Here is a 9127-nt window from a genome sequence, read left to right on the forward strand (position 1 = left end):
GGCATGGCATGTTGGCGAACTGGCGAATCAGGCAGGTGGACAGAGTTCTACACGCGGGCGGTGTCATAGCCTATCCGACTGAAGCAGTGTGGGGCTTGGGCTGTAATCCCTGGAAGGGCGATGCCGTAGAGCGTCTGCTTAACCTTAAGCAGCGCCCGGTGGAAAAGGGTCTTATCCTGATCGCCGGCGCCATTGAACAGTTCGACTTCCTGCTATGGGATCTGCCCGACGGACAGTTGGCCAAGTTACGGCTCTCGTGGCCGGGCGCCAATACCTGGCTGGTGCCGCATGGGGGTCGACTGCCGCCGTGGATAACCGGGGATCATGATACGGTCGCGCTGCGGGTGACGAATCATCCGACCGTACGGCAGTTGTGCGCGGTGGCCGGCCCCTTGGTGTCCACTTCTGCCAATCCGGCAGGCCGACCGCCGGCCCGCTCGCGGCTGCGAATAGAGCAGTATTTCCATGGCGCACTGGATGACGTCGTGGTCGGCCCGTTGGGAGGCCAGCGCAATCCGAGTATCATCAGGGACCTGAGAACCGAAGCCATCATTCGCCCTGCCTGAGAGTCCGCTGTGAAAGAGATCCCCCAACCCGCCGATGTTGCCGCCGTAAAGTCCTATCTGACCGGGCTGCAGGATCGCATCTGCGCAGCCCTGGAACAGATCGACGGTCAGGCGCACTTCGCCGAAGATGAATGGCAACGCCCGGGCGGCGGTGGCGGACGCTCGCGGATCATCGAGAATGGCGGTCTGCTGGAGAAAGGCGGCGTGGGCTTCTCCCACGTCTTCGGCGCGGGCATGCCGCCGTCGGCGACAGCGCACCGTCCGGAGCTGGCCGGCCGGCATTTTCAGGCGATGGGGGTATCGCTGGTCATGCATCCGGAGAACCCGCACATACCGACTTCCCACGCTAATGTGCGCTTCTTCATTGCAGAGAAGGCGGATGCGGATCCGGTCTGGTGGTTTGGCGGCGGTTTTGATCTGACGCCCTACTACGCACATGAAGAAGATTGCGTGCATTGGCATCGCGTCGCCCGGGATGCCTGCGCGCCCTTCGGCGAGGATGTCTACCCTCGCTTCAAGGCCTGGTGTGACGAGTATTTCTACCTGAAGCATCGGCAGGAAGCGCGGGGAATCGGCGGCCTGTTCTTCGACGATGTAAACCAGTGGGGTTTCGAGCGCAGCTTCGAATTCATGCGCGCCATTGGCGATGCCTATCTCGAAGCGTATCTGCCTATCGTCGAACGGCGCAGGTTGCAGACCTACACTGCCGAACAAAAGGTGTTTCAGGAATACCGCCGTGGTCGCTACGTCGAATTCAACCTGGTGTACGACCGCGGCACCCTGTTCGGGCTGCAGACCGGCGGGCGTACCGAATCCATTCTCATGTCGCTGCCGCCCACGGTACGCTGGGGCTATAACTGGCAGTCGGAACCGGGCAGCCCCGAGGCGCGCCTTGTCGAAGACTTCCTGCTCGCCCGCGATTGGCTGAAGGAGCACTCCTGATGGACCATTACGCCGTGATCGGCAACCCGATCGAGCACAGCAAGTCTCCGCTGATTCACCGGATGTTTGCTGAGCAAACCGGGCAACAGCTGTCCTACGAGACGCTGCTGGCACCCCTGGATGATTTCACTGGCACCCTGCGCGAGTTTCTGGCGACAGGTCAGGGCGTGAACATCACCGTGCCCTTCAAAGAGCAGGCCTGGGCGATTGTCGATCAGCGCACCGCCGCTGCCGAGCGTGCCGGGGCGGTGAACACCATCCTGCGTCTGCCCGATGGCCAGCTGTTGGGGGACAACACCGATGGCAAGGGTCTGGTGCGCGATATTCAGCACAATGCCGGACTCTCGCTGGCGGGCCTGAAGATATTATTGGTCGGCGCGGGTGGAGCGTCCCGCGGGGTGCTGCAGCCGTTACTCGAGGCTGCCCCGGAACAGCTCTGTGTCGTCAATCGCACTGTGGAAAAAGCCGAGCATCTAGCGGCCATCTTCGCTGATATGGGGCCGATCAGCGCCGCGGGATTCGACTGGATCGAAGAGCCGGTGGACCTGATCATCAATGCCACCTCGGCCAGCCTGCACGGCGAAGTGCCGGCGATGTCTCCGGATCTGATTCGCCCGGGACATACCTGGTGCTACGACATGATGTATAGCAAGGAACCGACTGCATTCAATCGCTGGGCCAGCGAACAGGGCGCCGCGCGTTGTATTGACGGGCTGGGGATGCTGGTCGAGCAGGCAGCCGAAGCCTTCCTGCTCTGGCGGGGAGTACGCCCAGATACCGCTCCGGTGCTGACGGCCCTGCGCTAGGAAACCGCTGAGAACTGCTGCGCTCAGCTGCGCAGCATCACTGCCGCGCCGATAGCACCGCTGCAGCCAGTTGCCCGGTCAGCTCCAGTACCGCCTCGAGGGCTTTTTCTCCTGTCTCCGCGCGTTCGATACAGTCCACCAGTGCCGAGCCCACAACTACCCCCTCGGCGTCGCGGGCGAAGCTGGCGGCCTGTTGCGGAGTACGCACGCCGAATCCCACGCATACCGGTAGCGCAGACTGCTGCCTGATGGCGCCGATTGCATCGCGTACCCGCGCCCCATCCGCCTGGCCTACCCCAGTCACGCCGTTAAGCGAAACGTAGTAGAGAAAGCCGCTGGCCTGGGCAAGAACCTTGGGTAAGCGCTGGGCATCGGTGGTGGGGGTTGCCATGCGGATCATGTCGATGCCGTATTGCCGCGCCAGTGGTCCCAGCTCGGCGTCGTGCTCGGCGGGCAGATCGACGACCAGTAACCCATCAACGCCCGCCTCGCTGGCATCACGCATGTAATCGGCTGCACCGTAGCGGTGTATCGGGTTGTAATACCCCATCAAGATCAGTGGTGTGGTCTTATCGTGTTGGCGAAACTGGCGCACCATTTCCAGGGTTTTACGCTGGGTCTGGCCGGCGCGCAGGGCGCGCAGCGCCGCGGCCTGAATGGCAGGGCCATCTGCCATGGGATCACTGAACGGCATGCCCAGCTCGATGATGTCGGCGCCTGCGCCCGGCAAGCCTTTGAGCAGTTTCAGGCTGGTGTCGTAGTCAGGGTCGCCGGCGCAGATATAAGTGACCAGCGCGGCGCGGTTTTCAGCGGTCAGTTGCGCGAAACGCGCCTGGATACGGGCATTCATGCTTGTTCCTCCATCAGACGCAGCACGGTAGGCATATCCTTGTCGCCGCGCCCGGACAGGCAGACCACCATCAGGTGATCAGCCGGCAATTGCGGTGCCAGCCGGGATACTTCGGCGAGGGCATGCGCGGTTTCCAGCGCAGGGATGATGCCTTCCTGACGACAGCAGGTGTGAAAGGCCTCCAGCGCCTGCTTATCATCGATGGCGGTGTATTCCACCCGGCCCTGCTCGTGCAACCAGGCATGCTCGGGACCGATGCCGGGATAGTCGAGCCCGGCCGAGATGGAATGGGCATCGGTGATCTGGCCGTCGTCATCCTGCAACAGATAGGTGCGGTTGCCATGCAGCACACCGGCGAAGCCGCCCTTTAGACTGGCAGCGTGCTTGCCGCTCTTGAGGCCTTCTCCGGCAGCTTCAACGCCGATCATGCGCACGGTGGCATCGTCCAGAAAGGCATGGAACAAGCCCATGGCGTTGGAGCCGCCACCGATGCAGGCCACCAGACTGTCTGGTAGACGCCCCTCGCGGTCGAGCATTTGCTGGCGCGTCTCGCGGCCAATCACGGCCTGAAATTCACGGACCATGGTCGGGTAGGGATGCGGCCCGGCGACGGTTCCGATCAGATAGAAGGTGTCGTCGATATTGGTGACCCAGTCGCGTAGCGCCTCGTTCATGGCATCTTTCAAGGTGCCTGTGCCGGAGGTAACGGGGACAATTTCGGCGCCCAGCAAGCGCATGCGCGCCACGTTGTCACGCTGGCGCTCGATATCGGTTGCGCCCATGTACACCACGCATTGCAGGCCGAAGCGGGCTGCTACGGTGGCCGTGGCCACGCCATGCATACCGGCGCCGGTCTCGGCGATGATGCGGGTCTTGCCCATGCGCCGCGCCAGGAGAATCTGCCCGATGCAATTGTTGATCTTGTGCGCGCCGGTGTGATTGAGCTCCTCACGCTTGAAGTAGATCTTTGCTCCGCCATAGAGCGCAGTCAGCCGCTCGGCGAAATACAGCGGGCTGGGTCGCCCGACGAATTCGGCTTGGAAACGATCCAGTTCGGCCAGAAAACCGGGCTCGGCCATGGCGGTATTGAACGCCTGCTCAAGCTCCAGAATCAGCGGCATGAGGGATTCCGCGACGAAGCGACCGCCGAAGGTGCCGAACTGGCCCTGGGCGTCGGCGCCCTGACTGAAACGCGGTGTGGCTGTCTGCATGACTGGTTCCTCGTTATCTTTTGGTGTCGCGGCTGCGACAAGGCATGCCAAGGATACTAAGCCAGGCAAACACCGGAAAAAATCGATAAGATAGCTGCAACACGTGAGAAAAAGTGACATATCCATGACCCGCGATCTGCCCTCGCTCAATGCACTGAAAGCCTTCGAAGCGGCCGCTCGCCTGGAAAGCGTGAGCCTGGCCGCAGAGCAGCTGAACGTTACCCACGGTGCTGTCAGTCGCCAGATACGGTTGCTGGAACAGGAGCTCGGGGTCAATCTGTTCGAAAAGTCCGGTCGCGGCGTGCGGTTAACCCCCGCCGGCAGACGGTTGCGCGATGGCAGTCGTGATGCCTTCGATCTGTTGCGCGTCACCTGTGCGGAAATAGCCGAGCTGCGGGTAGGCGCTCCGTTCCTGCTGGCCTGCCCGGGCAGTCTGCTGGCGCGCTGGTTTATCCCCCGTCTCGATCGCCTGAATGCCGAGTTGCCGGAGCTCAATTTGCATTTGTCCGCCAGTGAAGGCGAGTTGGATCCGCGCCGCCCCGGCGTCAGCGCTACGCTGTTGTTCGCGCCGCCACCCTGGCCGGCGGATATGCGGGTGTACCCCCTGACTAACGAGCGGATCGGGCCGGTATTCAGTCCCGGTTATACGCGCGCTGCGGTGTTGCAGAGTCAAAGCGCCGCCGGTCTCTCCGCCGAGCCCCTGCTGCATACCTTGTCACGTCCGCAGGCCTGGACTGACTGGGCACGCGCGGCTGGGCTGGACGCGGCATCGCTGCACACCGGACAAGGTTTCGAGCACCTGTATTATCTGCTCGAAGCGGCCCTCGCAGGCCTCGGCGTGGCCATCGCGCCAGCACTTCTGGTCGCTGATGATGTCGCTGCTGGAAGATTGCTGGCGCCCTGGGGGTTTGTCGAAACAACCAGTCAGCTGGCGCTCTGGGTGCCCGCGAGACAACCGCAACGCCAGGCAGAGCTGTTGGCTGGATGGCTGAAGCGCAATCTCGACTCGACCAATCCCGGTTCAGCGGAGTAAAGATGCGAATGACCCTCGCCAGATCCATCCGAAGCATTGCATTGTTGGCGCTGGCTGGCCTGTTCGCCGGCTGCAGTACGGTGGAATATGCCCATCAGGCGTGGCAAGGCCAGCGCGCGGTGATTCGTGACAGCGTGCCGATCCACGCCATTGTTGAGGATCCCGCCGCCGACCCGCATCTGCAGGACCGGTTGACCGCCGCACTGCAGGCACGACGTTTCGCCAGTGACGCGCTCGCCCTGCCGGATAACCCCAGCTATACCCGCTACACCGCCTTGCCCCGCACCTATGTAGTGTGGAATCTGTTTATCACGCCGGAGTTCTCGCTGGATGCGGTGGAGCATTGTTACCTGGTAGCCGGGTGTGTCGCCTACAAGGGCTATTTCGAGGAAGCCAGCGCCCACCAGGAAGCCTCTGCCTGGAGTGAGCAGGGCATGGATGTGTTCGTCGGCGGTGTGCCGGCCTATTCCACGCTGGGCTGGTACGACGACCCGGTACTCAGCTCGATGATGCACTGGGACGATGACTACATGGCCAAACTGATTTTCCATGAGTTGGCGCACCAGCAGTTCTATATCAAGGACGACACCGCGTTCAACGAGTCCTTCGCCAGCTTTGTTGGCGAGCAAGGGCTGCGTGAATGGCGCGCGTCCCGGGGCTTGCCGCCGCCGGACATGACGCTAGACCGGCGCCAACAGCAGCTTACCGAACTGGTCCTGGCGGCCCGCGAAGATCTGGCGGCGCTCTACGCCAGCGAACAGAACGACGCCGATAAACGCGCCGCCAAGACAGAGCGTTTTGCACGCCTGCAGGCTGATTACCGGGCGCTGCGCGACGAACAATGGGAGGGCTTCGCCGGATTCGATCAGTGGTTCGGAGATTCCCTGAATAATGCCGCTCTGCTGCCATTCGGCCTGTATGATCAATGGGTGCCAGCGTTTGCACGACTTTTTCAACAAGTGGGGCAAGATTGGTCAGCGTTTTATGCGGCTGTTGAACAGCTTGGTCAGTTGCCGGAAGCGGACAGAACCCGACGTCTCGCTCAGCTCGCTGGCCGCTAATAACAGTCGACCGGTTGTTCCGCGTTTTCGTGCTTATAGCCGATGGAGCACCGCGCCCCGTCCCGTTAAACAGGTGCGTCGAATCGATACTTTTCAGCGGTCCAGTAGTGCAATAATGGGCCGATGAGACACTTTGCATATTTGTCCGACTCCACTGCGAAGCGTCTAGCATGGTACTCTACAGAAAAATAACGCAACCGAGGCCTACCCATGAAAGCAGTTGGATATCATCAGGCTGGCGACATCAATCGTTCAGACGCGCTCATCGACATCCATTTGCCGATCCCCTCTCCCGGACCCCGGGACCTTTTAGTCAGAATCAATGCCGTGTCAGTCAATCCAGTCGACACCAAAATCCGCAGCACCCGCGAGCCGGCATCAGATGTTGCCGAAGTCCTTGGGTGGGACGCCGTGGGCATTGTCGAAGGCATCGGCGAGGAAATCAGTGGCTTCGCGGTGGGTGACCGAGTGTTCTACGCCGGCGCAGTTAACCGCCCGGGCAGCAATGCCGAATATCAACTGGTCGACGAGCGCATCGTTGGCCATGCCCCGGAAAGTTTGAGCGACGCCGAAGCCGCCGCGCTGCCGCTCACGGCAATCACCGCCTGGGAATTGCTGTTTGATCGTCTCGGTGTGCCTGAGGGTGGCGGCGCCGGACAGAGTCTCTTGATCGTCGGCGCCGCCGGTGGCGTTGGTTCCGTGCTGATTCAACTGGCCCGCCGCCTGACGCGATTGAAAGTGATCGCCACCGCTGCGCGCCCCGAAAGCGTCGAGTGGGTGCAGGAACTTGGCGCGAAATTCATCATCGACCATAGCCAGCCTTTTCTGCCGCAACTGCACGCTCAGGGGCTCGGCCCGGTGACCATGGTGGCCTCGCTGACCCACACCGCCGAACATTTTGATCAATACGTTGAATGTCTGGCGCCGCAGGGCAAGCTCGCGCTGATTGATGATTTCGAGACGCTGGATATACGCAAACTCAAGCCCAAAAGTATTTCCCTGCATTGGGAATTCATGTTTACCCGCAGCCTGCATCAGACATCGGATATGCATGCGCAGGGGCTGCTGCTGGACCGCATTGCGGCCATGGCGAACAAGGGCAAATTACGCACCACGCTGGCTGAACACTTCGGCGTCATCAATGCCGCCAACCTGATCCGCGCTCACCGGCTGCTGGAAAGCCATAAATCCCGGGGCAAGATCGTGCTCGAGGGCTTTGACTAGCCGCGTCGGCGCCGCCGCGATCGATTCCATCGAACTGGCCTCTGGCGGCGTTCTTCGGTTTTACCTAATCTGTTAGTGTTTGGCTGACGCCTGATCGTAATCGGCGTTGGCCTTGCCGACGGTGCTTGACGTCCGGATGCCGCAGAACGGCATTGCTCCCTACAATAAAAAACAGGCAGGTGGAATCATGAGTTACCCAAGCCTGGGCTTCGCCCTTGGTGAAACGCTGGACATGCTGCGCGACCAGGTGCAGTCCTTTGTCGCGGCAGAGTTGGCCCCGCAGGCGACTGCTATTGATCGTGATAATCAGTTTCCTGCCGGCATGTGGCGCCGTTTCGGCGACCTTGGCCTGCTCGGAATCACGGTTGACGAGCAATACGGTGGCGCCGGACTGGGCTACCTGGCCCACGTTATCGCCATGGAGGAAATCAGCCGCGGCTCTGCTTCAGTCGCCCTGTCCTATGGCGCGCACTCCAATCTCTGCGTCAACCAGATCAACCGCAACGGCACCGCCGAACAGAAGGCGCATTATCTGCCCAAACTGATCAGCGGCGAGCACGTGGGTGCGTTGGCGATGAGCGAACCCAACGCCGGATCGGATGTGATGAGCATGTCGCTGCGCGCCGAGCGCCGCGGCGACCGGTTTGTGCTCAACGGCAGCAAAACCTGGATTACCAACGGTCCGGATGCCGATACCTATGTGATTTACGCCAAAACCGAACCTGAGGGCGGATCGCGCAGCATCAGCGCGTTCATTGTCGAGCGCGATTGGCTCGGCTTCAGCCGGGGCGACAAGTTCGACAAGCTGGGGATGCGTGGCTCCAATACCTGTCAGCTGTTTTTCGATGATGTCGAGGTGCCTGAGGACAATCTGCTCGGCGAACTCAACGGTGGCGCGCGGGTGTTGATGAGTGGTCTGGACTACGAGCGCGTGGTGCTGTCCGGCGGACCAGTGGGCATCATGCAGGCCTGTCTGGATACTGTGGTGCCCTATATTCACGAGCGTCAGCAGTTCGGTCAGGCCATCGGCGAATTTCAGCTGATTCAGGGTAAGGTCGCTGACATGTACACCCAGCTCAACGCCAGCCGCGCCTATTTGTATGCCGTGGCGCAGGCCTGTGACCGCGGCGAAGCCACGCGCAAGGATGCCGCCGGGGTCATTTTGTACACCGCCGAACGCGCCACGCAAATGGCGCTGGATGCCATTCAGATTCTCGGTGGCAACGGGTACATCAACGACTACCCCACCGGCCGCCTGCTGCGCGACGCCAAACTCTACGAAATCGGCGCGGGCACCAGTGAAATACGGCGCATGCTGATTGGGCGGGAGCTGTTTAATGAGACGCGCTGAGAGCATTCCGGGGCTTAAAGAGGTCCGCCTAAACAGAGGGTTTTGCGGCGACCTGAACCCTTGGCGTAGCGCAGGCGAGACTG

9 protein-coding genes are annotated in these 9127 nt (G+C 61.5%); 7 read left to right on the forward strand and 2 right to left on the reverse strand.

The window, feature by feature from the left end; genetic code table 11:
• Positions 1 to 8 precede the first annotated feature (8 nt).
• The 3 genes from FHK95_RS15985 to aroE are packed head-to-tail and all read left to right on the forward strand — an operon-like array spanning position 9 to position 2314.
• Positions 9 to 566: an L-threonylcarbamoyladenylate synthase gene (locus tag FHK95_RS15985; RefSeq protein WP_150305630.1), complete on the forward strand. Its 558-nt coding sequence runs from the start codon at positions 9 to 11 to the stop codon at positions 564 to 566.
• 18 nt (positions 567 to 584) lie between these two features.
• Entirely contained in the window at positions 585 to 1508 is a 924-nt protein-coding gene (gene hemF, locus FHK95_RS15990) for an oxygen-dependent coproporphyrinogen oxidase (RefSeq protein ID WP_150305646.1), read from the forward strand.
• Positions 1508 to 2314 (forward strand): shikimate dehydrogenase, encoded by an 807-nt coding sequence (aroE, locus tag FHK95_RS15995; protein ID WP_150305631.1) that lies wholly within the window; start codon positions 1508 to 1510, stop codon positions 2312 to 2314. The genes hemF and aroE overlap by 1 nt, the downstream gene beginning before the upstream one ends.
• Before the next feature lie 37 nt (positions 2315 to 2351).
• Here the strand turns inward: aroE and trpA are convergent, their stop codons facing one another.
• Together trpA and trpB are read right to left on the reverse strand one after the other, a co-directional pair.
• Positions 2352 to 3164, reverse strand: a complete 813-nt coding sequence (trpA, locus tag FHK95_RS16000; protein ID WP_150305632.1) for a tryptophan synthase subunit alpha — start codon at positions 3162 to 3164, stop codon at positions 2352 to 2354.
• A complete protein-coding gene (trpB, locus tag FHK95_RS16005) occupies positions 3161 to 4375 on the reverse strand; it encodes a tryptophan synthase subunit beta (protein WP_150305633.1) in 1215 nt (404 codons plus the stop codon). Before trpB ends, trpA begins: the two co-directional genes overlap by 4 nt.
• Positions 4376 to 4499: 124 nt before the next feature.
• Here trpB and FHK95_RS16010 point away from each other — a divergent pair, with 124 nt between their 5' ends.
• From FHK95_RS16010 to FHK95_RS16025, 4 genes are all read left to right on the forward strand, one after another.
• Positions 4500 to 5408, forward strand: a complete 909-nt coding sequence (locus tag FHK95_RS16010) for a LysR family transcriptional regulator (RefSeq protein ID WP_150305634.1) — start codon at positions 4500 to 4502, stop codon at positions 5406 to 5408.
• Positions 5409 to 5410: 2 nt separating this feature from the next.
• The gene (locus tag FHK95_RS16015) at positions 5411 to 6469 is read left to right on the forward strand and encodes an aminopeptidase (RefSeq protein ID WP_150305635.1); all 1059 of its coding nucleotides are present in this window, start codon (positions 5411 to 5413) and stop codon (positions 6467 to 6469) included.
• A 210-nt stretch (positions 6470 to 6679) separates the two neighbouring features.
• Entirely contained in the window at positions 6680 to 7693 is a 1014-nt protein-coding gene (locus tag FHK95_RS16020) for a zinc-binding alcohol dehydrogenase family protein (RefSeq protein ID WP_150305636.1), read from the forward strand.
• A 187-nt stretch (positions 7694 to 7880) separates the two neighbouring features.
• Positions 7881 to 9044, forward strand: a complete 1164-nt coding sequence (locus FHK95_RS16025; RefSeq protein ID WP_150305637.1) for an isovaleryl-CoA dehydrogenase — start codon at positions 7881 to 7883, stop codon at positions 9042 to 9044.
• Positions 9045 to 9127: the final 83 nt, after the last annotated feature.

The sequence above is a fragment of the Pseudomonas saliphila genome (assembly GCF_008638345.1).
Lineage (GTDB): Bacteria > Pseudomonadota > Gammaproteobacteria > Pseudomonadales > Pseudomonadaceae > Halopseudomonas > Halopseudomonas saliphila.